At 71.4% G+C, this 25,012-nt stretch carries 21 protein-coding genes; 12 read left to right on the plus strand and 9 right to left on the minus strand.

The window, feature by feature from the left end; all coding sequences use genetic code 11:
• Positions 1-78 precede the first annotated feature (78 nt).
• The gene (locus WMF11_RS49290; protein WP_437975700.1) at positions 79-2,031 is read left to right on the plus strand and encodes a protein kinase domain-containing protein; all 1,953 of its coding nucleotides are present in this window, start codon (positions 79-81) and stop codon (positions 2,029-2,031) included.
• Between the two features lie 31 nt (positions 2,032-2,062).
• Here WMF11_RS49290 and WMF11_RS49295 read toward each other — a convergent pair whose 3' ends face one another.
• The 3 genes from WMF11_RS49295 to WMF11_RS49305 all read right to left on the minus strand — a co-directional run bounded on the left by WMF11_RS49295 (position 2,063) and on the right by WMF11_RS49305 (position 5,611).
• A complete protein-coding gene (locus WMF11_RS49295; RefSeq protein ID WP_437975701.1) occupies positions 2,063-3,316 on the minus strand; it encodes a hypothetical protein in 1,254 nt (417 codons plus the stop codon).
• 85 nt (positions 3,317-3,401) lie between these two features.
• Positions 3,402-4,445 (minus strand): tetratricopeptide repeat protein, encoded by a 1,044-nt coding sequence (locus WMF11_RS49300; protein ID WP_437975702.1) that lies wholly within the window; start codon positions 4,443-4,445, stop codon positions 3,402-3,404.
• A complete protein-coding gene (locus tag WMF11_RS49305) occupies positions 4,442-5,611 on the minus strand; it encodes a hypothetical protein (protein WP_437975703.1) in 1,170 nt (389 codons plus the stop codon). Before WMF11_RS49305 ends, WMF11_RS49300 begins: the two co-directional genes overlap by 4 nt.
• Before the next feature lie 186 nt (positions 5,612-5,797).
• Here WMF11_RS49305 and WMF11_RS49310 point away from each other — a divergent pair, with 186 nt between their 5' ends.
• A complete protein-coding gene (locus WMF11_RS49310; protein ID WP_437905981.1) occupies positions 5,798-6,466 on the plus strand; it encodes a hypothetical protein in 669 nt (222 codons plus the stop codon).
• A gap of 18 nt (positions 6,467-6,484) precedes the next feature.
• Here WMF11_RS49310 and WMF11_RS49315 read toward each other — a convergent pair whose 3' ends face one another.
• Complete coding sequence (locus WMF11_RS49315) at positions 6,485-7,330, minus strand: DUF4142 domain-containing protein (protein ID WP_437905982.1); 846 nt, start codon at positions 7,328-7,330, stop codon at positions 6,485-6,487.
• A gap of 469 nt (positions 7,331-7,799) precedes the next feature.
• Complete coding sequence (locus tag WMF11_RS49320; protein WP_437547727.1) at positions 7,800-8,603, minus strand: class I SAM-dependent methyltransferase; 804 nt, start codon at positions 8,601-8,603, stop codon at positions 7,800-7,802.
• 540 nt (positions 8,604-9,143) lie between these two features.
• Here WMF11_RS49320 and WMF11_RS49325 point away from each other — a divergent pair.
• Both WMF11_RS49325 and WMF11_RS49330 read left to right on the plus strand, forming a co-directional pair.
• A complete protein-coding gene (locus WMF11_RS49325; RefSeq protein WP_437975704.1) occupies positions 9,144-9,647 on the plus strand; it encodes a hypothetical protein in 504 nt (167 codons plus the stop codon).
• A 102-nt stretch (positions 9,648-9,749) separates the two neighbouring features.
• Positions 9,750-10,109 carry a tetratricopeptide repeat protein gene (locus WMF11_RS49330; RefSeq protein ID WP_437975705.1) on the plus strand — a complete coding sequence of 120 codons (360 nt, stop codon included), beginning with the start codon at positions 9,750-9,752 and terminating at the stop codon, positions 10,107-10,109.
• 150 nt (positions 10,110-10,259) lie between these two features.
• Here the strand turns inward: WMF11_RS49330 and WMF11_RS49335 are convergent, their stop codons facing one another.
• Positions 10,260-11,543, minus strand: a complete 1,284-nt coding sequence (locus WMF11_RS49335) for an adenylosuccinate synthase (RefSeq protein ID WP_437975706.1) — start codon at positions 11,541-11,543, stop codon at positions 10,260-10,262.
• Positions 11,544-11,655: 112 nt separating this feature from the next.
• A complete protein-coding gene (hisZ, locus tag WMF11_RS49340) occupies positions 11,656-12,951 on the minus strand; it encodes an ATP phosphoribosyltransferase regulatory subunit (protein WP_437975707.1) in 1,296 nt (431 codons plus the stop codon).
• Between the two features lie 417 nt (positions 12,952-13,368).
• On the opposite strand from hisZ, the gene WMF11_RS49345 reads away from it, so the two are divergent.
• Entirely contained in the window at positions 13,369-13,953 is a 585-nt protein-coding gene (locus WMF11_RS49345) for an RNA polymerase sigma factor (protein ID WP_437905988.1), read from the plus strand.
• 151 nt (positions 13,954-14,104) lie between these two features.
• Here the strand turns inward: WMF11_RS49345 and WMF11_RS49350 are convergent, their stop codons facing one another.
• Complete coding sequence (locus WMF11_RS49350; RefSeq protein WP_437905989.1) at positions 14,105-14,800, minus strand: HAD family hydrolase; 696 nt, start codon at positions 14,798-14,800, stop codon at positions 14,105-14,107.
• 386 nt (positions 14,801-15,186) lie between these two features.
• Between WMF11_RS49350 and WMF11_RS49355 the strand changes: the two genes are divergently transcribed.
• The 3 genes from WMF11_RS49355 (at position 15,187) to WMF11_RS49365 (ending at position 17,362) form a co-directional block, all read left to right on the plus strand.
• Positions 15,187-15,426 carry a helix-turn-helix transcriptional regulator gene (locus WMF11_RS49355; protein WP_437547733.1) on the plus strand — a complete coding sequence of 80 codons (240 nt, stop codon included), beginning with the start codon at positions 15,187-15,189 and terminating at the stop codon, positions 15,424-15,426.
• Between the two features lie 341 nt (positions 15,427-15,767).
• Positions 15,768-16,358 carry an RNA polymerase sigma factor gene (locus WMF11_RS49360; protein WP_437547734.1) on the plus strand — a complete coding sequence of 197 codons (591 nt, stop codon included), beginning with the start codon at positions 15,768-15,770 and terminating at the stop codon, positions 16,356-16,358.
• A complete protein-coding gene (locus WMF11_RS49365) occupies positions 16,355-17,362 on the plus strand; it encodes a hypothetical protein (protein WP_437975708.1) in 1,008 nt (335 codons plus the stop codon). The genes WMF11_RS49360 and WMF11_RS49365 overlap by 4 nt, the downstream gene beginning before the upstream one ends.
• A gap of 98 nt (positions 17,363-17,460) precedes the next feature.
• Here the strand turns inward: WMF11_RS49365 and WMF11_RS49370 are convergent, their stop codons facing one another.
• The gene (locus tag WMF11_RS49370; RefSeq protein ID WP_437975709.1) at positions 17,461-18,759 is read right to left on the minus strand and encodes a glycoside hydrolase family 43 protein; all 1,299 of its coding nucleotides are present in this window, start codon (positions 18,757-18,759) and stop codon (positions 17,461-17,463) included.
• Between the two features lie 428 nt (positions 18,760-19,187).
• Here WMF11_RS49370 and WMF11_RS49375 point away from each other — a divergent pair, with 428 nt between their 5' ends.
• The 4 genes from WMF11_RS49375 to WMF11_RS49390 are packed head-to-tail and all read left to right on the plus strand — an operon-like array spanning position 19,188 to position 24,908.
• Positions 19,188-20,936, plus strand: a complete 1,749-nt coding sequence (locus WMF11_RS49375) for an Ig-like domain-containing protein (protein ID WP_437975710.1) — start codon at positions 19,188-19,190, stop codon at positions 20,934-20,936.
• A gap of 2 nt (positions 20,937-20,938) precedes the next feature.
• On the plus strand, positions 20,939-23,293 hold the full coding sequence (locus tag WMF11_RS49380) for a PKD domain-containing protein (RefSeq protein WP_437975711.1): 2,355 nt from the start codon (positions 20,939-20,941) through the stop codon (positions 23,291-23,293).
• Positions 23,290-24,702 carry a c-type cytochrome gene (locus WMF11_RS49385; protein WP_437975712.1) on the plus strand — a complete coding sequence of 471 codons (1,413 nt, stop codon included), beginning with the start codon at positions 23,290-23,292 and terminating at the stop codon, positions 24,700-24,702. Before WMF11_RS49380 ends, WMF11_RS49385 begins: the two co-directional genes overlap by 4 nt.
• Before the next feature lie 26 nt (positions 24,703-24,728).
• The gene (locus WMF11_RS49390; protein WP_437905998.1) at positions 24,729-24,908 is read left to right on the plus strand and encodes a hypothetical protein; all 180 of its coding nucleotides are present in this window, start codon (positions 24,729-24,731) and stop codon (positions 24,906-24,908) included.
• The last annotated feature ends 104 nt before the right edge of the window (positions 24,909-25,012 follow it).

Consider the following 25,012-nt stretch of genomic DNA (forward strand, 5'->3'; position numbering starts at 1 on the left):
CTCGCCGGGACCTAAGGAATCCCCTTATTTGCGGCCCTTTGAGCAAGCGCGCCGGGAGCTCGCTACGCTGCGCTCACCATGCTGAACCGGACGATCGCGCGGAAGTACTCGCTGAGACGAGAGATCGGACGCGGCGGGATGGGCGTCATCTGGGAGGCGTTCGATCAGGTGCTCCGGCGTCCTGTCGCGCTCAAGGTGATGACGCCCGAGCATGTCAGCTCCGACTCGGCGCGACGCCGATTCGAGCGAGAGGCGACGGCGATCGCTCGGCTCCAGAACGAGCACATCGTCCAGATACACGACTACGGTATCGACGAAGATTGCCCGTACATCGTCATGGAGCTGCTCGAAGGGGAGGACCTCGAGGCCAGGCTCACCCGGGAGCGGCAGCTCTCGCCGTCGGCGACGCTCGCCCTGCTCCGGCAGATCGCCAGTGGCCTGCAGGTGGCGAGCTCGGCGGGGATCATCCACCGCGATCTCAAGCCGGCGAATGTCTTCCTGGCGCGGAAGGAGCCAGGAGAGTGCGTGAAGCTCCTGGATTTCGGCGTGGTGTGGACGATCTTCGAGTCGGACGACGATCAGCAGGGATCGTTCGGCAGGGTCGTCGGCACGCCGTCGTACATAAGCCCCGAGCAGGTGCGCGCCGTCGTGCCGGATCACCTGAGCGATCTCTGGTCGCTCGGCGTCATCACCTACAGGGCCCTCACGGGCCGGCTCCCGTTCGCGGCGAGCGGGATCGGGGAGCTGCTCATCAGCGTCTGCACCGATCCGTTCCCGCCGCCGTCGAGCGTCGTGCCCGGACTGCTGCCCGGCTTCGACGGCTTCTTCGAGCACGCGCTGGCGAAGGACCCGGCGCAGCGGTTCCAGTCGGCCGCGGATTTCGTGGCGGCGTTCGCTGCGGTGATCGATGCCAGCCAGGGCCCCGCCAAGATCCTCCTCGTCGACGACGAGCCCGACGTGGCGCTCATGATGAAGCTGCTCTTCCGGCAGAAGATCCGCGACGGGGTCTACGAGTTCATCTTCGCTGACAACGGCGAGAACGCCCTCGACGAGCTCCGGCGCCACCCCGACATCGACGTCGTCGTCACCGATATCAACATGCCCGTGATGGATGGCCTCACCTTCCTTGGACGCGTCCCCGAGGTGAGCCCCTTTGCGAGGACGGTGATGATGTCCGCCTACGGCGACATGGGGAACATCCGGAGCGCGATGAACCAGGGCGCGTTCGATTTCCTGCTCAAGCCGATCCAGCGCGGCGATCTCGAGGCGACAATCGACAAGACCATCAAGCACGTCGCGGAGCTGCGGAGGAACGCCCGCTCGGACGAGGAGAACAAGATCCTCCGGCAGTTCACGAGCGCGGCGTTGATCGAGCGGATCCGGGAGATGGGCCCCGCGATCGCGCTCGCGAGCGAGGCGGTCATGGCCACGGTGGCGTTCATCGACATCTTCCAGTTCACGCCCGTGACCAGGGAGAGGCTCCCCGGCGAGGCCATGCGGCTGCTCCGGGCCAACTTCGAGGTGATCGTCCCGGAGCTCGTCGCCAAGGGGGGGGTCGTCGACAAGTTCCTCGGCGACGCGGTGATGACGGTGTTCCAGGGGCCGGATCACCTGTCGCGGGCGCTCAGCGCGTGCGTGGCCGTCCGCGCGCAGATGGCGGCGGTGGCGCGCCGCGCCGGCGAGGGCTCGCCGTACACGCAGGGGATCTGCATCGGGCTCTCCACGGGGCAGGTCCTCTCCGGCAGCGTCGGATCTCAGGCGTACGGCCGGCTCGACTACACGGTGCTCGGCGAGGTGGTCAACGCCGCCGCGCACCTCGCCAGGGCGTCGCGGCCCGGGGAGATCCTCGTCGAGGCGACGGTCCGCGAGGCCGCGCAGCAGCTCTTCGATTTCGAAGAGGTCGGCGCGAGGAGCCTGCTGCCGGGGGCCCCTCCCGTGAGCGTCTTCAACCTGGTCAAGCGCGCTCCGGTCGACGTCATCGCAGGGGGCGAGCCGACCATCGGAGTCCACTCGACGACCACCATGCGATGAGGTCGCAGCCTGAACGGCACCGCGCAGCGGGCTACGCCGGCCGCAGGATCTGCCGTATCGAGTCCACGTCCGTGACCCGGTGCAGCACCGGCTGGAGCCCGGCGCCCGGCGCCTCGCCGAAGGCGCCGCTCGCGGCGACGGCGCGGGCGCGCGGGCCGTCGAGCACGAGGAACACGTCCCGGAGGCCCCCGGCGCCCGGCGCGTCGATCACGTCGACGATGCGCGAGCGATCGAGGTGCAGCTCCTCGTCGCCCCGCTGGATGAGCACGCGCCGGTCGGTGATGAGGTACCGCGTCCGCGCCGAGAGCCGCGCGGGGCGCACCACCGACATGTAGAGCATCGCCGCGCCCGCGGCGACGAGCAGCACGATCGTGAGCGAGAGGGACGCGACGAGCGCCACGAAGGAGACGCTCTCCGGATCCATGCCCGCCGCGGTCACGATGCGGATGCTGCGCACGGCGTGCACCGCCGTGACCACCGCGAAGCCGCCGAGGAGCACGCCGAGCAGCACCGAGCCGACGCCGCGCAGGCCGTTCGGGAGCCACTTGTGCCAGCCGTCGGCCGGGTGCGCCGACCAGAGCACCCGCTCGCCCTCGTCGAGGCGCTGCGAGAGCAGGCGGTGACCGTCGCCCGCGGGCGCCGACGGGACCACGCCCCGGAGGATCGCCCAGACGCGATCCGGGGCCACGACCCCGGTCAGCACGATCGACAGCCGCCGCCGGAGGGCGCCGGTCGGCACCGCCCTGACGAGCTCGAGGTCGCCGACGCCGGGGTGCTTCGGGTTCCAGTGGATGCGCGCGTAGCTGATCGACCGCCGCTCGATGGAGCGCCGGAGCTTCCCGCGCTGCACGACGATGTGCCGATCGGTCAGCATGTACTCCAGCTCCGAGCGCCACCAGCGCGGCAGGTAGCTGAACGCCACCGCGAGGCTCGCCATCCAGGCCGCGAAGGCGAGCAGCTGGTTCGGCGACGCGTCGAGCGCCTGGCTCACGACGATGGCGGACGCGGTGCTGATCGCGGAGGTCACGCCGCAGACCGCCGCGCCCACGAGGTAGAGCATCGGGGTCGCGACGACCTTGGGACGTCCGGACCAGAGCACATGCTCATCGAACACCGAGTCACGCATCTCGATGGATCCTCCGTCCGGGGTGAGCTGGCCGGCGCCGCCCCCGCGCGCGAGGGCGACCACGTTAAGGTGAACCCGCTGGCCGGGGTCGTAAAGGGGGCTCTCGCCATCGCCCGCTGTACGCCGTACGACCGGAGCGCCATCGGTAACCACGCGCACGGGTGGCCTTCCTTCGCCGTGCGCCGCCGGAGCGGGCGGAAGCGGCGCGCGGCCGTCCAGACGATGAAGCGCCCGTCGCCTCGGCTCAGCGCCGCTCGGGCGCCGCGAGCTTGCGCAGGCGCTTCAGCGTCTTCAACGTCTGTTCCGATTCCCTCTCGCACTGCGCCCGCCGCGCCTTCGCCAGCGGCAGCCAGTGATCGTTCCCCGGCGCCCGGGCGATGTAGGACTCCCACGCGGCCACGGCCTGCAGGTAGGCCTCCGCGCGCGCGGCGCCGAGCTCTGCGCTCCGCGCCGCGGCCCAGTGGCCGAGCGCCGCGTACCAGGCCTCGTCGTAGGGAGGCACGTAGAACCAGCCCGCGCCGTTGATCTGCTGGTCGGCCCGGTCGTAGGTCCTCGCGAGCCGGATGTTCTCGATGCCTCCCTCCAGGTCGCCGGATCGGTCGAGCGCCACCGCGAGCCCCCAGAGCGTGGTCACGCCGTAACGGACCATATCGAGCGACCCGAGGGTCGAGAGCGAGGCGCGGTACCCCTCGACCGCCGACGTGATGTCGCCGAGCGCCATGTAGGCCTCGGCCTGGTTGGCCAGCAGCAGCGCCCGCGAGACCGCGTGCGGCTCGAGCACCAGCGCCTCGTCGTACGCCTCGATCTCGTCCGTGTACCTGCCGAGCCGCGCGTAGCAGACCGCCAGCGCGTGCCACGCGTCGGCCCGGAAAGGCGCCGGCGGCTGGAGCCGCAGGAGCCCCTCGAGCGTCGCGACGGCGCCCTGCACGTCGCCGAGGTGCTCCAGGATGTCGGCGTAGCGCAGCCGCACCGAAGGGGTGCGCGACGTGGCCGCGCCGGCGCGCTCGTACAGGGCGCGCGCCTCGCGCAGCCAGAGCGGGCCGATCTCCTCGACCCGCTCCAGGAGCGGCGAGCGCCGGAGCTGGTCGTACCGCGCGAGCAGCGCGTCCGCCTGGGAGATGAGCTCCTCGCGCTCGTCGGCCGCCGGATCGAGCGCGCGGGACCAGACGGTCGGCGCTGCGTGGAGGGGCCCCGCCGCGAGCGCGAGCGCGAGGAGCGCCGCGACGCCCGGCAGGCGCGAGCGCCGCGGCAGGGGCGACCGCCGGGGCGGGAGCGACGGCCGCGTCACCGCGCCCCTCCTGTGGTTGGCCGCGGCGCCGCGCTCCGCTCCTGCGGGGCGCGCTCGGGCCGGTGGCCTCCGCCGCCTGCGCCTCGCCGGAGCGCGTCGAGGCGCGCGCGCGCCGCCGGGGCCCACGGCCCCTGGCCGCCGGCGCCCGACAGGTACGCCTCCCAGCGCGCGATCGCGGCCGCCGTCATGGCCCGCTCCAGCGCGAGCGCCTCGAGGGCGAGCCTGTCCTCCGGGACCGCGAGGTAGTCGACGGTGCGCAGGCGCGCCGCCGCGCTGGCGAGGTCGTCCGCGGTCCGCTCGCGCGCGGCCGCGCCGGCGCTCTGGTTTTCCGCGCGCCCGCGCGCACCCTCCCCGCGCGGCCGCGCCGCCTCCAGCGGGGTCGCCTCGCCTTCGAGCGCGGCGTCCGCCTGGGCCTTGTCGCCGGAGCGGTCCAGCGCGAGCGCGAGCGACAGCGTGACGTCGCGGGCGAGCTGCGTCTGCGCGCGCAGGCGCGCCTCGCGCAGGTAGGCGATCGCCTCGTCGAGGTCCCTGCGGGCGGCCGCCTCTCCGCGCGCGCCGGCGGGCGGCCTCGCGCTCGCGTCCGCGACGGACGCCGCGCCCGCGGTGGCCATCGACAGGTGCGCCGCCTCGAGCAGCACGAGCGCGCGCTGGTCCGCGGTCCCGAGCAGATCGATCCGCGGGACGAGCGCGCGGTAGATCGCGATCGCCTCGCCGCGCTTGCCGGTGCGGGCGAGCGATCGCGCGAGGTCGTGCATCGTCTGCGGATCCTCGACGCTGCGGGGATCGACGCTCCGCGCCCGCTCGAAGGCGCGCGCGGCGTCCTCGGGCGAGCCGAGCGCGAGGGCGGCGCGGGCGAGCAGGACCTGCGGCGCGGCGTGCCCCGGGAGGAGCTGGTCGGCGAGCCGCGCCGACGCGCGCGCCGCCTCGGCGTCGCCGCCGAGCTGCGCCTGGCCGCGCGCGAGCAGGTCACAGTAGCGCGGGAGCTCGGGCGCCCGCGCGCGCTCCCAGACCGTGGGCCCCCGCGCGATGGCCCGGCCGGATCGCGCCGCGCACTCGGGTGGACGCCCCGCGGCCGCCGCGGCGGCGACCAGATCGCCAGCCTGTCCGGCGTGCGCGGCGAGCGGGAGGACGAGCAGGGCCGTGAGCAGCAGCGGGCCGAGGTGCACGGCGAGAGTGTACCAGGGAGGCGCACTGGAGGCTCACGCCGGGGCCGACGGCGCAGGGCTGCGATCCGGTTGATCGGGTGGGCGTTGGTCCGTTATGGTGCCCGAGGTGACAGCGTCGACGGGGGGCGTTCGCGGGTCGTGTATCGCTGGACTCCGCAGCCTTGGAGCCTGAGGAGGATCGACATCATGGGCGAGGTGATTCGCAAGGATGCGCCAGCGGACGACATCATCGGTGACGTGCGCGCGACGCTCCACAGCGCTTCCGCGAGGGGCGGGCCCCTCCGGGAGCTCGCCGAGCAGCGGCTCGTGCCCGTGCTGACGCTCTTCGACGGGGTGGAGGCCCAGCGCAACGCCGCGCGCTCCGAGGCGGAGCCGCTGCTCGCCAAGGTCGAGGCCGAGTCCGCGCGCGCCGACGACGCGCTCGGCAAGGTCGCCGACGACGTCTGGAACGCCGTGGGGCGCCCCTCCGCGGATCCTGCGCTGTCGATCCTGTTCCCGGGCGGCGTGGCCTACTTCGCCGACGACGAGGACGGCGATCTCACGGGGCAGCCGGATCGGCTGGAGGTGCTCGCGCAGCTGCTCGGCTCGGGGATCCACCCGAAGCTCAGCCTGGACAAGGCGCAGGCCGCGGCGGCCGAGGTGAAGTCGGCGGCGGCGGCGGTGCGCTCGACGGTCGAGGCGACCCGGCTGCCGCTGGAGCGGCTGAGCGTGCTCGACCGCATCCGCGCCTCGGTGGCGAAGAGCGCGCACATCGAGCTTGTGCACCTGAAGCGTCTCTACAGGGCGGCTGGCTTCAGCGAGGCGGAGATCCACGCGGTCATCCCGGATCGCGGCCGGGCACGGCGCCGCCTGTAGCGCGCCGCGCCCCTCGGCTCACGGGCGGGGGTACGGGCCGGGCGCGCCGAAGCCCGACGGCGCGCCGCGGCCGTAAACCCCGTAGTAGGGGGAGACGGCCGGCGAGTAGGGCCCGTTGGCGCCGAAGTAGACGGGGCCGTAGGAAGGCGCGCTGTTGGCGAAGCCGCCGCCGTAGTTGCCATAGTTGCCGTAGTTCCCGTAATTGCCGTAGTCGATGTAGTTCCCGTAGGTGCCGTAATTGCCGTAGTAGGGGACGCCAGGCGGATAGCCGCCCTCCGGAATGTACGGGCTGCCGATGAGCGCGAGCAGCGACGTGGCGAACGAGAGGTTCCGCTTCGTGGCGCTCAGGACCTCCGGGACGAGGTGAGAGAGCCCCGGGTGCAGCTCGGGCCCCACGATGGCCATCTGCTCCTGGAGATGGGCGAGGAACTCCCGGTGTCGATGGATCTGAACATTGACGAACGTCCAGTCGAAGCTGGGCCCCGCGAGCCCCGTGAGCTGCTGCTGAGCCGCCGCGCCCTGATCGATCAGCGCCAGGCTGATCTCGTTGTCCACCGGCGCCATGCCCATCTGCGTGAGCGCGAGCGCGAGCTGCTGGCTCGCGGCGGTGTGATAGTCGAACAGCTGCTGGGCGAGCTCGATGACGTGCGGGTCCGACGCCTTGGCGCGGGCCATCTGCGCGTCGCTGATCTCGGTCGCGTTGAAGGCGGCGAGCACCGCGGCGAGCTGCGGCATGGTGAGGGAGAAGGCCTGTGAGGTGGACTCGACCGCCTCCTCCGAGCTGTCCTCGTCCGCCGCCACCAGAACACCGTCTCCCGCCGCGACGGAGCAAGCGCTGGTCCCCGCGAGCGCGAGGGCTGCCATCCATGCAAAACGAAGAGAGTCGACTCGAATGTTCATAATTCCCCCATGTCATTGACGGAAGCGGGGCCGGCGCTGGAGCGCTCGGCGGTGATGCCTGGCCCGCCCCGTCACGTATCTTGAACTGTTGTTGGGAGACGCAAGCCGCGAGAAGATCAAATAGGCAATTCTCACCAGCGCGCAGGATCGGCTGAATCGTCCGTGCCGCGCGACGGACCGGCGCAGAGGTGCCACCTCTCGACGTCGATGAACGGACGCGAGCACCGCCCGGACCGGCGGCCCTGGAATCCCTGCGCGAGGGCGGGCGGGGGCCGGGAGCGGCGCTGTCGGAGGATCAGCGTGGTGCCATGTCCTGGCTCGACGGAGAGCGCAGGACGGAGTTTGCCGCTTTGCTGGAGGACGGGCCCGGAATCGGGATCTCGGTCACCGTCACCTGGCACCGTCAGCTGGCCGCCCTGGCGGGAGAAGGACGTCAGTCGGAGATCCTGGCCGGTTTGCGGGCCAGGACGCCGACGGTGCCATAGTAGACACCCCACGCCGACGGATCGGCCGCGAACCGGGCGTAGCCGGCGAGATCTTCCGCGCTGACCCGCCCTGTCGCGAGGTGCCTGTGCTGGAGCTGGGTGGCTGAGAGGCTCATGATCTCGGACAGCGGGTGACCGCCCGGGCACAGCGGCACCTCGTTCTCGACGGCCTCGATGGCGAGCCCTCGCGACGTCAGGATCGCGGGAAGGCGCAGGCCGAGGCCGGGGTCCTTGCCGTCGGCCTCGAACATCGCGAGGATCGACCGATTGACCCGATCGAACGCCTCGATATCCGGACCGGAGGCGCCCCTCGCCGCGGTGAAGTCCGGCTCCTCGAGCACCAGGTGGCCGCCGGGCTTCAGCGCTCCGAGCATGGCGTCGAGGAGATCCTGGAAATCCGCGTTGTGGACGAGCACGTAGCGGGCGTGCACGAGATCGAAGCGCGCCGCGTGGAAATTGAGCTGGCGGATGTCGCCCTCGATGATCCGGACGCCCGGCGGCGGAGAAGCGTCCATGAACCCGACATCGAGGTCGACCGCGACCACCTCGCCCTCGAGTCCCACGCGCTCTGCCATCCAGCAGGCGATCGACCCAGCGCCGGCTCCTACCTCGAGGCAGCTCCAGCCGGGCCCCATCCCGGACGCCTTGAGAAGGCGCCGGCTGCCGGGGTCGAAGAAGCCCTCGATCCGCCGCAGGCGCTCCAGCTCTCGCGCGCGCTCCGAACCCGCAAACACGTAGCTGTTCTCGGCCATAGGAATGGACAGAATAGTCGATCCCACGGAGGAAAAGCGAACTTCTCCCTGCTGACTTCGCCCGACGTTCTTCCAGCGACATCGATCTGTCGAGCAGCGCACAACGGGTGAGCTGTTCGGCCCGGGCTGTAAAGCGCGCTTGTGCCGACGTTATGTCCAGATGCCTTCCCGCGCGGCTTCTGATGAGCACGCCGCTGCCCTGCCGCCGGAGCTGGTCCAGCGCGGCCCGGGCGCCGTGGCGTGTGGCGCGTGTGGATCGATTCGCTCGCTCCGTGACCGGCTGAGCGCCTGTCGTCGAGCGCGCGCCGGCCGGCGTCAGGCGTTGTTCGTGTCCCGAGGGGTCAACGGCTCTCGATCGGGCGCGGCCCGATGCGCCGTTCCGGCGACGTCTCGATTCCGAGGGCCGGATCCGGCCCCAGCATGTCGAGCGCGGGACGCTACGCCGCCAGGCTCCGGAGGCGGCCTTCGCGCGCATGGGCGCGTCCGCATCGCCGGCGGCTCGGCACGAGCCGCAAACGCAAACGACCTGGGAGACACATCATGCGAAGCATGTTTCTGGTAGTACTGACCGCGCTGCCGCTCATGGCCTGTGGGGGCAATCAAGGCGGAGAGGCGGCCTCGCCGGCGCCCACACCGGCGGGCGGAGAGACCCCCGGCGCGCCTGGAACCCCAGGAGCGCCCGAGAGCGGCACGCCCGGCGCGGGCACGATGCCTGGAGAGACGGGAGAGCCGGGCGCGGGCGCCCAGGGCGAGCAAGGCACCCAGGGCGGCACGCAGGAGTGGGGTAGCGGCACCCAGCGCAAACCGGGCAGCGGTACAGGCGGCACGACCGGCGGCACGCCCGGAGGCACGCCGGGCACCGGCGGCACGACGGGCGGCACGCCGAGCACGGGCGGCGCGCCGGGCACCGGCGGCACGCCGGGGGGAGGGGCTTACGCGCCAGGCGGCGGAACCGGCACGCCGGGCGGGACCACAGCGCCGGGCGGCGGCAGCGGCCAGCGGGGCGGCACGCCCGGCGGCAAGAACGGCGGCTCGGGCCAGTAATCTTCAAAGCTGCACGTCTGGACAACCGTCCCGCTGGACGAGACGGCGGCTCATCGCCCGCTGCGGTGAGCCGAGGTCCCGTTGCTCACGCGAACGCCCCACATGATGAATGTCGTTCGGTTCGCCGAGCGGGCCCACGGAGATGGCGTCCTGCTCGCTCACGCGCTGGGCGGGCTCGCTTATATGCTGCTGGATGCAGGTCGGTGGGAGGAGGCCCTCGCGACGTACGAGCGCGCGTCCGGCATGATGAGCGGCAGAGGAGACGAGCTGGCCGAGTTCACGCTGCTGTTTGGCAAAGGCCGTTGCCTCATCGCGATGGGACGTCACCCCGACGCGGTTCTGGTCCTCGAGCGCGCGTACACCTGGTTCCTCGGGAGGTTTGGAGACAACAGGAGGGCAAAGGAGCTGCTCGCCTGGCTCGATCGTGCCCGGCTCGGAGCGGCGGGAGCCCTCGAGACGTGAGTCCGACGGCGCCCGTGCCGGGGAGTGTGCGATGCAGTCAAGCCGGACGCGGTCTTGTCGCGCTCCGCCGGTGAAGGCCGGCGCCCGTTGTCTCACGGTGCCGGCCTTCTCTTCATCCCCTCGACGTGGGGCTTCGCGCTCGCTTGCCCCTCACGCGAACGCGTTGCGCCGGACGATCGTCGCCTCGCGGTCCGCGCCGACGGAGACGACGTCGACCGGCACGCCGGTCTCCTTCTCGACCATCTCCACATAGTGCCGCGCCGCCGCGGGCAGCTCGGTCATGGAGCGGGCGGCGTCGATCGGCTCGCTCCACTCGGCCACCGTCTCGAGCACCGGCTTGGCCGTCGCGATGTCGTCGATCGGGAACTCCCGCGTGCGCCCCGACGGCGTGTCGTAGGCGACGCAGACCTTGAGCTCCGGCATGCCGGTCAGCACGTCGAGCTTGGTGAGCGCGATCCCGTCGAGGCCGTTCACCCGGGCCGCGTAGCGCAGCGCCGGCAGGTCCAGCCACCCGGTCCGCCGCGGCCGGCCCGTCACCGAGCCGTACTCGCCGCCGACCGACCGGAGCCGCTCGCCGAGCGGGCCGTTGAGCTCGGTCGGGAACGGCCCCTCGCCCACGCGCGTGCAGTACGCCTTCGCCAGGCCGAGCACGCGGCGGATGCGCGTCGGGCCGACCCCGGCGCCGACACACGCGCCCCCCGCGATCGCCGACGACGACGTCACGAACGGGAACGTGCCGTGATCGATGTCGAGCAACGTCCCCTGCGCCCCCTCGAGGAGCACGCGCTCGCCGCGGCGGAGCGCGCCGTCGATGAGCTGCGACGTGTCGGCGAGCAGCGGCGTGATGCGCTTCGCCAGCGGCGTGAGCTCCTCGAGGATCGCGTCGAGCGACGGCGGCTCGCCGCCCAGCGCGCGCAGCGTCGGCGTCCACGCCTCGAGCGAGCGCGACACGAGCTGCGCGAGCCGCTTCATGTCGCGCAGATCGCCGAGCCGCGCCCCGCGCCGCGACGCCTTGTCCTCGTAGCAGGGGCCGATGCCGCGCTTGGTCGTCCCGAGCCGCACGCCGTCGGCCGCCGCCGCCTCGCGGAGCGAGTCGACGAGCGGGTGGAACGGCAAGATCAGGTGCGCGCGATCCGAGACGAACAGCCGCCCCTGCGTCGAGCAGCCCCGCGCCTCCACCGCGTCGATCTCGGAGACGAGCACCCCGGGATCGACCACCATGCCCTGCGCCATCACGCAGCGGGCGTTCGAGCGGAGGATGCCGCTCGGGATGAGCCGAACGATGAGCTTCTCCCCGCCCACCACCAGCGTGTGGCCGGCGTTGGGTCCGCCGGCGTAGCGCACCACGAGGTCGGCGCTCTCCGTATAAAGGTCGACGACCTTGCCCTTGCCCTCGTCGCCCCACTGTGCGCCGACGATCACGATCGCGGTCATTCCGAAGCTCCTCTTGGATCACGTGGCCCGGCCTCGGCCCGCTCGTCACTCCGAGCGGCTCCGTCCGGGTCCAGGTTCGCCTTTACCCCAGGCTCGCTTGCCGAGCGAGCGTCTACTTGCCGCCCGGACGTCCTGCCCCCGTCTTCAGCACGATCGCCTGGGCCGCCGCGGCGTCGTCGAGGGCCGCCGGCACGGCGCTCGCGCTCGTCGCGGCCTCGCCGCCGCCGGATGTCGCCTCGACCACAAGCGCCCCGTCCCGCTCCCGCACCAGGTGAGAGAACCGCCAGGACAGCGCGTACCCCTCCGGATCCTGGTCCGGCGCGTGCGTCACGGCCGGGAGGCCCAGCCCCCGCAGCGCCGCAGCGAGCGACGCGGCGCGCTCCGGCCGCACAGCGACGAGCACCCGCAGCGCCGGCTCGTCCGCCGCGCCCGCGACGTCGCGCGCCCAGGCGATCGCGTCGAGGTTCAGCGCGAAGCCGACGGCCGGCATCGGCAGGCCGAAGCGGGACAGCAGCATGTCGTAGCGCCCGCCCGCCGCGATCGCCTCCCCGGGGCCATCGGCCAGCACGTGGAAAATTGCACCCGTATAGTACGCCAGACCGCGGAGCTCGCCGAGGTCGACCCGGAGCGCCGGGCCGAGCTCGGGGCTCGCCCTCGCCGCGTCCCAGAGCGCGCGGAGCTCGGCGAGCGGCGCCTCGGCGGGCGTGCCGGTGAGCAGGCGCGTGGCGCGGTCGAAGACCGCGGCGCCGTCCGGGTCAGCCGCGCCGCCGCCCGCGAGATCCGGCAGCGCGGCGATGGCCGCGACGATGCGGCGCGGGACGTCGGCGGCCTTCGGGCTCGCGAGCACGGCGGCGAGGCGGGAGGCGTCCTTCAGCTCGAGCACCTCGGAGAGCTCGGCCGCGAGCCCCGCCGGGACGGCGTCGAGCAGCGCGCGCGCGATCATCGCGTGGCCGAGGTCCACGACGAAGTGCTCGAGGCCGGCCTCCCGCACCGCGGACGCGGCGAGGCGGAGGATCTCGAGCTCACCGGCGAGCGTGCCGACGCCGTAGAGCTCGACGCCGGCCTGCGGGATCTGCCGGTGGCGCCGCGCCCGCCCCTGGCGGCGGCGGAGGACCGTGCCCTCGTAGCAGAGGCGGAGGGGGCGGGGCGCGTCCGCGAGCCGCGTGGCCACGAGCCGCGCGATCTGCGGGGTCATGTCCGGGCGGAGCGCCGCCACCTCGCCCGACTCGGGCTCGATGAAGCGCAGCACGTCCGCGGCGTCGAGCGTGCCGAGCCCGCGCTCGAGCACCTCGGCGAACTCGAACGCGGGCAGCGAGACCGGCTGGTAGCCGTACAGCACGAAGTGATCGAGCACGCGCTTGGCGAGCGCGCGCCGGCGCCGCGCCTCCTCGGGGAGGAGATCGCGCATCCCGGCGGGCAGCGGGTGGGCCAGCGCACGCGGCGGAGCGGAGGCGGACGGCGCTGGCCGGTCCACCTCGGGCGTCGGAACGTGGCTGTTTCCCCCTCGGGGGGCTTCCCATCGCGGAGCGTCGCTGGACATCGTGGCCCCGCTTATACCGGCTGAGCACGCGGTGCGCACGCGGCGCGCACGTCCGTTGAGCTTGCCGTGGCAAGGCCTTTGCTCGTCGGTGCGCACCACCGGGCCCGTGGGCCGGAAGCGCACGCGGCGCCCTCGACGGAGAGATGGCTCATGGCTCTGACCGCCGTTCCGACCGATGTACCGAGCGCCAGCACCAGGCCTGAGACTCCTCCGGCGCCCTGCGGTCTCACCCCGCCCGGCGCGGTCGGGTCGCGCCCGTCGCCCCGCGCCGCGAGCGCGGGCCCGTTGGCCGAGGTCATCTGCCGGGCGAAGGACGGCGATCGGGAGTCGCTCGACGAGCTCACGCGGCTCATCCGCCCGCACGTGGAGCGGCAGCTCGCGCGCTACCCGGTGTCCGACGAGGATCGGCTCGACCTCGTGCAGTCGACGCTGCTGCAGGTGGTGCGGACGATCCGCTCGTTCCGCGGCGACTCGAGCTTCACGACGTGGCTCTTCCGCGTGACGGCGAACGAGGCGCTCATGCTGATGCGGTCGCAGCGGCGGCAGCGCGCGCGCATCGTCGAGGGGCTCGACTTCGAGGAGCTCGGCCTCTTGCCGACGATGCGCAGCACGATCGGCGAGGACGACGCCGCGTCCGCGGCGGAGCGGGAGGCGTACGTCCGCGAGGCGCTCTGCGAGCTGCCGGAGGACTACCGCGACGTGGTGCTCGCGCACTACCACGAGGACCTCGGCCTCCAGGAGATCGCGCAGAAGCTCGCCGTGAGCGAGAGCGCCGTCCGCTCGCGGCTCCACCGGGCGCGCGTGCGCCTGCGCGCGATCCTCAACGCGACGGCGTTCGGGCGCGAGATCGCCGAGGGCGTCGCGGCCTGAGGGGCGCGCGGGCGGCGACGTCCTGCGCGCGCGGGCGGCGACGTCCTGCGCGCGCGGGCGGCGACGTCCTGCGCGTGCCGGGGAGGGAGGCTGCCCGCGCGTGCAGGCCGGCCGCGCGCAGATCCGACGCGCACCACCCGGCGGTGTGCAGCTAACGAACGGTGGAGAGCCTGACCGTCGCGTCGCGCCAGCGGCGGAGGACGTCCCAGAGCTCTCCCATGGTACGGAGGAGCACGTCGGGGCGGGCGTCGAGGAGCTCGTCTTGCGATCCGAAGCCGCCGAGGACGGCGATCGACCGCGCGCCCGCGCGGCGAGCGCACTCGATGTCCTGGGGGCCGTCGCCGACCATCACCATCTTGTGCGGCTGGACGCCGACGCGCGCCGCGAGGTGGAGCAGCGGCGCCGGATCCGGCTTCTTGGCGGCGACGTCGCCGCCCGCGACCACCGCGCGGAAGCGCGCGCCGACCCCGAGCGCGGCGAGCACCGCGTCGGTGGTCGAGCGCGGCTTGTTCGTGCAGACGCAGAGCGCGAGATCGCCGAGGTCCGAGAGCCTCTCGAGCATCTCCTGCGCGCCCGGCATCCAGCGGGTGAAGTCGAGCGGGTGCCGCGCGTAGTAGTCGAGGAAGTGGCGGAGGACGTCCTCGACGCTCTCGGATGTCTCGGGGAGCCTTGCGGCGCGCGCACACAGCGCGCGCGCGCCGTCGCCCACGTACCGGACGATCACCTGCCCGGGCAGCGGGGCCCGGCCCGTCGCCACCAGCGCATGGTTCACCGCCGCCACGATGTCGCCCCGACTGTCGATCAACGTACCGTCCAGGTCGAACACGACCACCGTGGGAGTGAGCATCACCAGAGAGCCTACGCTGGCGCCCTCGCTGACGGAAGGTACGGCGAGCACCCCGATGTCGCATGAACCGGACTTTGTGTCCATTAATTGCGACTTTGTGTATGAAAAATTTGACATTGGTTCGCCGGTCAGTTACCTGGTTCGAGGTGTCAGCGGTCCCGCCGGGCATCGCTGGCACCTCGAACCAGCGCGGCCGCGCGTGGGCGCCGGGGCGCAGCGCGAGGCGAAACCGCGACGAAACAGAGCCGGGGCCGCGCGCGTGAAGCGGCGCAGATGTCCGGCCATCCGCGGCCGGATGTGTGGAAGGCGGAGCTCGCCTCCTGCGCATGGGGAAGGACGCGCTGCCTCCGAGGGCGAGATGTGACGTTCAAGGAATGGAGCGCGGCATGGGCAAGGGGCAGCCTCGGATCACGAACGTCATCCGCACGCTGAGGTTCCATGCGGGCGAGATGACCCAGGCGGAGCTGGCCGAGAAGGTCGGCGTCACCCGTCAAACCATCGTCGCCATCGAGCAGGGCCGCTACTCGCCCTCGCTCGAGGTCGCCTTCCGCATCGCGGCGGCCTTCGGCGTGCCGCTCGAGCACGTCTTTCAGTGGAAAGGTGACGCGCCGGGCGAGCGGGGGTGAGAACAACGGTGCTTGCCTGTGTCGAACAAGGGCACGAGAAAGGAAGCGTCGTCGTGACCACGAGCGCCGGCGACGACGAAGGCGCTGCGCGCGGTCGTGCTCCACGCGTGAGGTGACGCGCATGCGGCGACGCGCATGCGGCGCGAGGAGCCCACGCCCAGCGCGCTTGTGCGGGCCGACGTGCACCAAGGACCGCAATTTCCGCTGATGCGGCGTTCATGCTTGTTCGAACGCTCGGCGCAGCTCATTCACGAAGTGCCCGCGGTCACCAGGTGCTGCAGCTCCGTGCTGGCCTGTCGATTTTGTGATCGAGTCGCCTCGATCCGGAGATTGCACAAGGCGTGAGCCGTGGTGAAGCGCTGACCCTGATGCAGCTCCCCGCCGCAGTTCCGCCCGACAGCCGGGCGGCGGCCGGGCGCCTCACCGGGCTCGTGATGGAGCATTCGGCGTTCGTCTGGCGCTCGCTGGTGCGGCTCGGCGTGCCGCGCGCCGACGCGGAGGACGCGGCGCAGCAGGTCTTCCTCGTGGCGGCCCGGCGGCTCGGGGACATCGAATCGGGCCGGGAGGCCGCGTTCCTGTTCAGCACGGCGCTGCGGATCGCCTCGCGCGCGCGGAGGACCCAGCAGCGGCGCCGGGAGGTGCTGGAGGACGCGCCCTGCGAGCGCGTCGACCCGGCGCCGGACCCCGAGGAGATGATGGATCGCGCCCGCGCCCGCGCGATGCTCGACGCCATCCTCGACACGATGCCCCTCGAGCAGCGCGCTGTCTTCGTGCTGTTCGAGCTGGAGCAGATGACAACGGCGAACATCGCGGCGCTGCTCGATCTCCCGGCAGGCACGGTCGCGTCTCGCCTCCGCCGGGCGCGCGAGCACTTCCAGGCCGCCGTGAGGCGGATAGAGGCGCGGGCCCATTTCCGAGGTGAATCGCCATGACCGATCCCGAGCGCCTTCTGGACAAGAAGGGGAGTGCTCTGCCAACGACGCTCCTCCGCGCGGCGCTCGACGAGAGTCCGCCGAGCGGCTTGACCCGGCGAATGCTCGTCGCGGTCGGCGTCGGGGCCGCCGTGACGGGGACGGGGGGCGCAGCCGTGGCGGCGACTGGCGGCGCGGCCGCGGTGGGAACGGGGGGCGCGGGCGCGACGGGGGGCGCGACCGTGGCAGGGGGCGCGGGCGCGGCAGGGGGCGCGACCGTGGCAGGGGGCGCGGTCGCGGCAGGGGGCGCGAGCGCGGGGGTGGGGGGCGCGGTCGCGGCAGGGGGCGCGACCGCGGGGGTGGGGGGCGCGGCCGCGGCGGGGGCGAGCGCCGCGCTGAAGGTGGCGGGCGTGGCGGGCGGGAGCGGGATCTTGAGCGCGCTCGGGATCGGCGCGCTCGCGGGGGTCCTCACGCTCGGGGTCGCGGAGTGGACGCACGTCGACACGCCGATCCCCGCGAGGAGCGCTCAGGAGGCCTCCAGCGCGCCGGCTGCGCTCGCCGCGCCGCGCGCGCCTGGCGCGGCCGAGGCGGAGCTGCACGAGCGCGTCCCGGAGGAGCGAACGGACGACGCTCCGCTCCTGGCCGCGCCCGCCGCCACGGCTCCTGCCGCCACGGCGGTGAACAGCCCGCGCGCACGCGAAAGGAACGCGCCGACGCTGGCCGCCGAGCTGGCGCTGCTCGACACCGCGCGGCGCGCGCTGCGACGCGGCGATCCGGCGGCCGCCCTCGCGCTCCTGGCTCGCCACGCGCGCGAGTTCCCGAGCGCTCAGCTCTCCGACGAGGCCGCCGCGATCCGCGTCGAGGCGCTGGCGCGCAAGGGGGATCGCGCGGGCGCACACGCGGCGGCGCGGCGCTTCCTCGAGGTACACCCGGGCAGCCCTCACGCCGATCGCGTCGAGTCGGCCGCCGGGCTCGACACGAGCAAAGGCGCCGTGCAGCGGAGGAAGAACGGACCCGCAGATTGATACGAAAAGAGGCATCGCCATGGCGTGGCGAAAGACCGCGCCCACGCCCGAGCACGCGTCGCCCGGCCCTCGCCGATGCTCCCCTGGCGCCGTGCAAATCACCTGTGTGTCGGGACGATCTTCCGGATCGTCCCGTCGTCGTTGTAGTAGGCGCGATCGACGCACGTGGATCGCCGATAGCTACCGCCGGTCGGCAGCGCGGCGTTATGGTACGTGAGGTAGCTGGCCCCTTTGAACTCGAAGAGCGACTGGTGAATGGTGCTGCTGTTCGGCACCGGATCCAGGATGACGCCTCGATGTTGCCACGGCCCCTCCGGTGACGGGCTGGTCGCGTAGGAGATGCTCTCCGGGAACCCCGAAGCGTAGGTCAAGTAATAGAGGCCGCCGTGCTTGGACAGATAAGGCGCCTCGGTGTAGCCGGGGATGTTCTTGAGCACGTGGATCTGGGCGCCGCTGATGCTGCGGTTCTGCATCTTCCCGCTGCCGTCGGTCGTGTAGGTCTCACCCTTCAGGTGGATCATGTCGTCCTCGAGCTCGACCCAGTACAAGACCCCATTTCCCCAGTACATGTAGGCCCGGCCGTCGTCGTCGACGAGCACCGTCGGATCGAGGTTTCGCCACGAATGGTCTGCCGTGCCGTCGGTGTCGGCCAGGAAGATGAGCGGGATCCCCCGTGCGTCCTTGAACGGCCCTTCCGGCTTGTCCGCGACCGCGACGCCGATCGAGATCCCGTAGCCGGACTGGCCGCCCTCCACCGGCGCGTAGAAGTAGAACTTCGGGTTGCCGTCCTCGTCGTCGCGTTCGACCACCTGACCCGCATTGGCGTTGCCCGTCGAGTCGCCGCCGCGAGCCCAGGAGAACACATTGTAGCGCATCACCGCGCCCTTGTTCTCCCAGTGGATCATGTCGGACGATGTCCAGAGCCGCCAGTCGAACATGCGGTAGCCCTCTGCACCCTCGGCCTGCTCGTCATGGCCGGTATAGAGGTAGACCTTGTTGTTCCAGACCATGGCAGCGGCGTCCGCTGTAAAGACGTGGTCTCCGGGGCCGCTGGTCGGATCTGGCGCATCGTACTTGATGATGGGATTGTCGAACTCTGTCGGGGGCGGCGTGCTGCCTGCGCCGCCGCCGCCTTCCGCGCCGCCGCTGCCGCCTGCGCCTCCGCTGCCGCCTGCGCCGCCGCTGCCGCCTGCGCCACCGCTGCCCACCGTGCCACTGCTGACGCCCTCACCGCCGCTGCCGCCTGCGCCGCTGCTGCTCGAGCTATTGCTGGAGCTCGATGACGACGTTCCTGGGCCAGAGGCCGCCGTGTCCGGCTTCGCCTCACCCCCGTCGCAGGCCCCGAGCCATGCCGAAAGTAGAAGACCAGCAATCCGCTTCGAACGAGCGTAGTCCATGTCGAGCACCTCCTCATCAGCCTATCGAACACGACGACCATGGCGACGGTGAGCACCACCACGCCAAGCTGCGCCGCTCGGACGTCCAGTACCTGGGCACCGAATGTGAGCGTTCACATTTATAGCGTCAATCGAAAACCGGCGATCATTGGCCTGCAGCGTCAAGCTGCCGGATCGCGTCAGAACGCGTGCGGCCGATCGCGCTTGACATCCCGAATGTGAGCGCTCACATTTGGCTTCATCTTAACCGATTCATTGTAGGGGGCGCGTCGCGCGTTCGTGTGCCCGTGTGCCCGTGTGCCCGTGTGCCCGTGTGCCCGTGTGCCCGTGTGCCCGTGTGCCGGCGCGATCCCGGTGGGGGCTGTCGGCTCCACCTCCCGTTGGGATGGCCACCTATCATGACTCACACGCTACAGAAGAGGTCAGGCATGCGTTCGACGAGGATGGGACTACGCTGGCTCGGCTTTCCTTCGTTGGCCGCCGTGCTCGCGGCGTGTTCCGGGGGGGACCTCAACTCACCCGAAGGAAATGACGGCGGCGGCTCCGGTGACACCACATCCGTGGTGGTGGGCAGCGGCGGCGGAGCCCCAACGCCGGCGGCAGGAGCCACGAGCAGCGGCGCCACGAGCAGCAGCGCTACGAGCAGCGGCGCCACGAGCAGCAGCGCCACGAGCAGCGGCGCCACGAGCGGCTCGGGTGGAGGCGCCACGACCGGAAGCACGGGCGCGGGCGGAGTCGAGCCGGACACGATCACCGCCCCGGAAGGCAAGATCCCGAACATGCCCATGCCGGCGAACAAGATCAACTTGCCGCGCAACAGCTGGCGAGACGGCCTGGTGTCGCCGACGCTCGAGGCGGGCCATCACCAGAACCAGCCGATCGTCATCAACGGCTACGTTCAGGGCGCCGGCAACGCCGAGATCGTCTTCTACGACATCGCCGATCCGACCAAACCGAAGATGCTCTCGCGCATCCAGAGCCCTGGCTTCGATCCCAAGGGAGGGCCCAAGGGCGTCGGCGAGGCGGAGTCGCACCAGACGTCGCTCGGCCGCTATGGCGACAAGTTTTACCAGGTCACCACCTCGGGCACCGGCGTCGACATCTGGGACGTCACCGACGCCCGCGCGCCTCGTCACGTGAGGCTCGTCAAGCTCGACGGCATCAACTACGGGGACTTCACCGACTCCGTCTGGGGAATGTACTGGCAGGGCAGCGTCATCTACGTCGGCGGCACCAACACGGGCCTGCATATCCTGGACGCCGCGGATCCCGAGGACGTGAAGTTCGTCAAGAAGATCCCGATCTCGCAGTTCGGCGGCGTGAGCGCCGGTCCGCTGTGGGCCGTGGGCAATACGCTGGTCATCACGACGCCCAAGGACAACGGCGGCATCGCGACGATGGACATCAGCGATCCGATGAACCCGGTCGCGCTCGACTTCATCACCCCGAGCAAGAGCTACATCTGCGGTCTGTACGGCAAGCACATCTACGTGCAGTCGCCGCTGCGCGTGTGGGACGTGCTGACCGACCCCACCGACATCGGCTCGGCCAATTCACCCATCGCCACGCTGCCCGACTCGGCGTTCAGGGCCATGGGCTACCCCGCCGGGTCCGAGTACATGAGCTTCTCCGACGGCACCCTGTTCCTCGGTCACCTGCGGCCGGACGCCGGCGTCTCCAAGATCGACGTGCGCGACATCCACAAGATGTCGATCAAGAGCCGGGTCTGGGGGCGGCTCGAGTTCACGAACGGCGACGACCAGTTCTCGATCCCGGTCGGCAGCCTGCTGGTGCTGGCCGACGACGAGCTGCCCTACCGCGGCATGGTCATCGCCGCGCACTCGACCGAGCCGGACACCACGCCCCCGGCGGTCGACACGGTGCTGCCGAAGAACGGAGCGACGGGGCTGTCCAGGAAGTCGCGCGTCGGCCTCAGCCTCACCGACAACGTCGAGATCGCCACGGTTCACAACGGCAGCTTCATCGTAAGGCCGGTGGGCGGGCAGCCGTTGAAGGGGAGCTTCGGCCTGTACATGGGCATCGTCAGCTTCGATCCCGACGAGGACCTGATGCCGAACACGACCTACGAGATCGTCCTGCCGAAGGACGGCATGAAGGATCTCGTCGGCAACGGCATGGCGGCTGAGTTCAAGTCGACGTTCACGACCGGTCCCTGAGCATGCGCTCGCTCCCGACGCTCTTCGGCCTGCTCGGAGGCCTCTGCGCGGCGGCGGCCTGGCCGGCCGAGGCGCGCGCCGTCACGGCCAGCGTCCCCGTGCGCGCGCCCTCGCTCGCCGGCGAGGCCGTCACGTTCGACCTGACGATCGGCGACGCGGTCGGCCCCGTTCAGGTGCGCTGGGACATGGGAGACGAGACGCGCACCGAGTTCATGGTCGACGACGTGCAGCAGGTCCACACCTACGCCGCTCCCGGCCACTACCCGGTGCTCGTGACGGTCAAAGACGATGTCGGGTTCACCAGCGTCGCCTTCGTGCACACGGCGCACCGGCCGCTCGTCACGGGCAGCGCTGCGGGCTCGACCGACCTCGTGTACGACCCGCCGAACGCGAAGGTCTACACGGCCAATTACGAGAACGACAGCGTGAGCGTGCTCGACGCGAGCGCGCTGACCAAGGTCGCGGAGGTGCCGGTGGCGCGCGGCCCGGTCGGGCTCGCGCTCACCGCGCAAGGCACGCTGTGGGTGCTGCACCGGGATGCGCACTCCGTCTCCATCCTCGACGCCGCGTCGCTCTCGGTGGAGCGCGAGATCGCGCTGCCGTACGCGTCGCAACCGATGGGCCTCGCGATCAGCCCGACCGGGGACGCCGCGTACGTGACGCTGATGGCGGTCGGCAAGGTGCTGAAGCTCGACGTGGCGAGCGGCGCCGTCGTGGCCGAGCTTTGGCTCGGCGGTACGCCGCGGGGCGTCTCGGTGTCGCACGACGGCTCGCAGATCTACGTCACGCGCTTCCTCTCCGAGGACAGCCACGGCGAGGTGGCGCGCATCGACGCGGCGACCTTCCAGGTGAGCACGCGCTTCGCGCTCGCCGCGGACACCACGACGGAGGACACGGACCAACAAGGGCGCGGCCTGCCGAACTACCTGTTCTCGGTGGGGCTCTCGCCCGACGGCTCGTTCGCGTGGGTGCCGGGCAAGAAGGACAACATCTTTCGCGGTCCATTTCGCGATGGGCTCGACCTCACCGACGACAACACGGTACGTCCGCTCGTGGCGCTGCTGAACCTCGCGGAGGGCGCCGAGGACGTCGCGCGGCGCATCGATCTGGACGATCGCAACCTGCCGAACCAGGTCGTGTTCACGCCGCTCGGCGACTACGCGTTCATCAGCGTCGCCGGCTCGGCCCTGGTGGAGGTCCGCGACGCCTACTCGGGCGAGTTCGTGACCGCGCTGAAAGAGACGGGCTTCGCGCCGCGCGGCCTGGCGCTGACCGAGACCAACAAGCTGTTCGTGCACGCGTCGCTCAGCCGCACGGTGACGGTCTACGACGTCGCCGACATCGTCAGCTCGCACGACCTCATCACCAAGAAGCTGACGGAGATCCCGACGGTCGCCGTCGAGAAGCTCGACCCGCAGGTCCTGCGCGGCAAGCAGCTGTTCTTCAACTCGGCCGATATCCGCATGAGCGACCAGGGCTACATCAGCTGCGCGTCGTGTCACTTCGACGGCGCGGAGGACGGGCGAGTCTGGGATTTCGGCAGCGCGGGGGAGGGGCTCCGCAACACCGTCTCGCTGCTGGGGCGGCGCGGCACGGGCCACGGCAACGTCAACTGGAGCGGCAGCTTCGACGAGATCCAGGACTCGGACGACAACATCCGCCACCTGTTCGGCGGGAAGGGCTTCCTGACCGCCGAGCAGCTCGCCGTGGGGGCGGTCGGCACGCCGCGCGGAGACAAGAAGGCCGGCCTGAGCCCCGAGCTCGACGCGCTGGCGGCGTTCCTCGGCTCGCTCGACACGTACCGGCCGAGCCCCTTTCGCAACCCCGACGGCTCGCTCACCCAGGACGGCGTCGCGGGTCGCGCCATCTTCAAGCGCCTGGGTTGCGGCTTCTGCCACACGGGTCCCGACGGGACCGACAGCGTGGGTGGCAAGCTGCACGACGTCGGCACCGTGAAGGCGTCGTCGGGTATGCGCGCGGGTGAGCCGCTGTTCGGCATCGACACGCCGACCTTGAACGGCGTCTGGGAGGCGGCGCCGTACCTGCACGACGGCTCCGCGCCGACGCTGCGCGATGTCCTCGTCACGGCCAACCCCGACGATCGCCACGCCTTCATCAGCGGGCTCAGCGAGGCCGAGCTCGGGCAGCTCATCGCCTATGTGCAGCAGCTGGACGGCACCGTCGACGCGGAGGCGCCGAGCGAGGACGATGCGGAGGCGCCGAGCGAGGACGGAGGCTTCTTAGGCTTAGGCTGCAGCGTGACGGGCGGGCGTTCGGACCGTCGCGCGCCGCTCCTGGCGTTCGCGCTCGTGGCCAGTTTGATGACGTTCGGCGCTCGCCGCAGGAGGCCGTCATGAAGCACCTTCCGAGCCTGTGCCTGGTTTCGCTGCTGCTACCGGCATGCGTCGTCGGCGACATCGGCGAGGTGATTGCCACGGACGAGGCGACGACCGACTGGGGCACGCTGCCGCCCGTGAGCGCTCCCGACCCGGAGCTGTCGGCCCTACCCACGCGCGAGGCGCAGTACAGCGCGTTCTGCGCCGCGCCGCGCGGCGACAGCTTCTTCCAGGCGGTGTGCGCCACGCCGCGACCGAGCATCACCGACTTCGCCAGCTTGCTCCGCGTTGCGAAGCTCGACGAGGATCGCGCCTTCGCGCTCACCGGCAACTCCACCTCGCTCGTGAAGGGCGCTGTCTCTGCGGTCAATCCGCGCCTCATCGTCTTTCCGCGCGTGACCGAGATGCGCGAGAGGCCGGCTGAAATGACAGCGCTCGGCTTCGTTCGCGGCGAGCCCTTCGTCGAGATCGTGAGCCGCGACCTCTCGACCGGTGACTACAATTTCTACCTGTTCACGTTCGAGCGGCAGTGTGATTACGACGGCAGCTGCGATCTGGCGAGCCTGCTCACCGAGGAGATAGAGCACGGCTGGACCGCGTTCAGCATCTACAGCGAGGAAGACGTCGAGAACACGTCGTTCGACTGTCGCTCGTGCCACCAGCCCGACGGTCATGGCACGAAGAAGATCTTGCGCATGCAGGAGCTTGAGTTTCCCTGGATGCACTGGTTCCCGCAGCGCTTCGTGCAGCGGACGGAGTCCGATCGGGTGCTCACGGCGCAGTTCCTGGAAGCCCACGCGCACGACGCGCAATACGGCGGCATCCCCATTGCGGTCATCCAGAATGCCATCGACGAGGGCAGCGGCGCGCAGCTCGAGGCGTTGCTCGTCGCCGAAGGCCAGGCGGCGCAGCCGAACGCGTTCGACCCGCGCATCGAGGCCGAGGCCAAGGCCGGCTCGTCGAGCCCGATCTGGGAGGAGCAGTTCGCCTTGTCGCAGGCGGGTGATTCGATCCCGGTGCCTTACCCGCTCGTGGACGTGACGGAGCCCGCGCTCCGCGCGGAGCGGGCCCGGTCCTACCTCGACGTGGTGACGGGCGCGGCCCCGCGACAATCCCTGCTCGATCTGCGCGACCTCTTCTCCGCAGACGCGAAGGTGAAGCTCGGCCTGGTGCCGCCGCCGGGCGCGAGCGGGCGCGCCGTGCTCACGCAGCTCTGCTCGCGCTGTCACGACGGTCGCGGGAACCCGGCGCTGAACCGCGCCAGGTTCAACGTGAAGAACCTGGACGGCATGTCGCGAGAGACGAAGGACAAGGCCATCTTTCGCTTGCAGGAGCCCGCGACCTCGCCGCTGCGCATGCCGCCGTGGCGCGCCGCCGACGAGCTGCCCCCCGCAGAGCTCGCCGCGGCCATCGAAGAGCTGTCCAAGTAGCGCCGTCCGCGTGACTGGCGACGGTGATGGGCGCGGAGCATGGGTACATCACGCGCGACGTGGGAGGCGTCCAGCGGCCGGCGATCGTGGCCTGGCTCCGTTGCTGGATCTACAAGGACACCGGTGGGAAGCACTACTTCTACGGTGATGATTGCGTGATGTGCACCTCCCCCTGGGTGAATCCCCAGCGCAAGAACTGGGAATGACCTGGCGCTGAGGGAGACGGCACGGCCCCATCCACCATCGGAGCCGCGCAGCCCCGCGCCCATCCCGTCGGGTGGTTGGAGAGTGCCGCGATTCGCGGCGTCGT

It is taken from the genome of Sorangium sp. So ce295, assembly GCF_051527405.1.
GTDB classification, from domain to species: Bacteria; Myxococcota_A; Polyangia; order Polyangiales; family Polyangiaceae; genus Sorangium; species Sorangium cellulosum_B.